1 protein-coding gene and 1 pseudogene are annotated in these 1,365 nt (G+C 65.7%); both read right to left on the bottom strand.

Annotated elements, in window-relative coordinates; genetic code table 11:
* On the bottom strand, positions 1–1,175 hold a 1,175-nt coding region (locus tag JCM9942_RS15980; RefSeq protein ID WP_054660841.1), incomplete at its 3' end, for an ABC transporter permease.
* A gap of 65 nt (positions 1,176–1,240) precedes the next feature.
* A pseudogene (locus JCM9942_RS15975) lies at positions 1,241–1,365 on the bottom strand (ABC transporter permease); the annotation flags it as partial.

Here is a 1,365-nt window from a genome sequence, read left to right as displayed (position 1 = left end):
GCCGGGCCGAACACGGCGAACTGGCCCAGCAGCCACAACGTCAGCGCGCCGACCGGCAGGTACAGCAGCGGCAGCCGCGGCAACTCGTAGCGGCCCATCAGCCACTGGTTGAGCAGGTAGGCCAGCAGCATGCCGATCACGATGCCGATGCTGGCCAGCAGAAAGTTCTCGGTCTGGAAGTAGCGCAGGATCTGCCCGCGGGTGGCGCCCAGCGCACGCCGGATGCCGATCTGTTTGGTGCGTTGCTGTACCCAGAAGCTGGCCAGGCCGATGATGCCCAGCGCGGTGACCAGCAACAGCAGGCCGCTGACGATCAGCAGCATGCCGATCATGTCGCGGTCGTTGGCGAAGTACTTGGCGCGTTTCTCCTCGACGGTCTGTTTGACCCATACCAGCCGGTTGGGGTCGTTCTTCTCCAGCGTGGCTAGCGCCTGCTTGAGCACTTCGTCGCGGCGCGCCGGATCGCTGGTGCGGAGGATGTAGCGGCCGCCGTTGGCGAAGTTGGTGCGGACCGGGAAGATCAGCGAATGGGTGCGGTTGTTGTCCTGCATGTTCGGGCGCAGCAGGGTCTGCACCACGCCGACCACGGTGACCGGGATGTTGGCCATGTACAGGGTCTTGCCGATCGCATCGCCGTCGGGGAAGAACTTCCGGGCCATGGCGTCGGTGAGGATCGCCGGTGCACGCAGCGCACTGAGATCCTCCATCTTCTGCATGACGTCCATGCTGATGTACTCGTCGTGGTTGAAGTCGCGGCCGGCCAGCAGTCTCACGCCGAGGGTGTCCAGCGCGCTCTCGCCGACCATGTACTGGGCACCATTGATCGACTGCGCGTCCGGTTCGGCGCTGATGGCCAGCGAGGTGTTCCAGGAGCCGTTCTGGAACGGCAGCTGGTTGACGATGGCCGCATTCTCCACGCCGGGGATGGCGCGCAGTGCGGCCAGGTCCTCGGCGGTGCGGGCGTCGCCGTCGACCTGCGTGCCGATACCGCTGAGGCCGATCTCGACCAGGCGGTCGTCATCGATGCCGCTGGCCAGCTGCATGGCGTCGATGCGCTGGGAGACGATGAACAGCGCGTTGCAGATGATCGCGCAGCTAAGCGCGATCTCCAGCACGATCAACGCCGCGGCGGTCTTGTGCCGGGTCAGCGTGGAGAGGATGGGACGTATATCCATGAGGGTTCTCCGTGAAGCCTGGAGTAGGGAGAGAGGAAGCCGGGGCCGCGGAAGCGGGCGTCCGGTTACTGGCTTTTCAGTTGCAGTGCCGGCGCCACCTGCATCGCCCGCCAGGCGGGCAGGATGCCGGCCAGCATGCTGGCCAGCACCGCCAGAGCGAAGGTCATCAGCAGCATCGAGCCGTCCAGAT

The organism is Stenotrophomonas pictorum JCM 9942 (assembly GCF_001310775.1).
GTDB lineage: Bacteria > Pseudomonadota > Gammaproteobacteria > Xanthomonadales > Xanthomonadaceae > Stenotrophomonas > Stenotrophomonas pictorum.
Note: the sequence above shows the minus strand (reverse complement) of the source record. Positions and strands in the feature narration are given on the sequence as shown.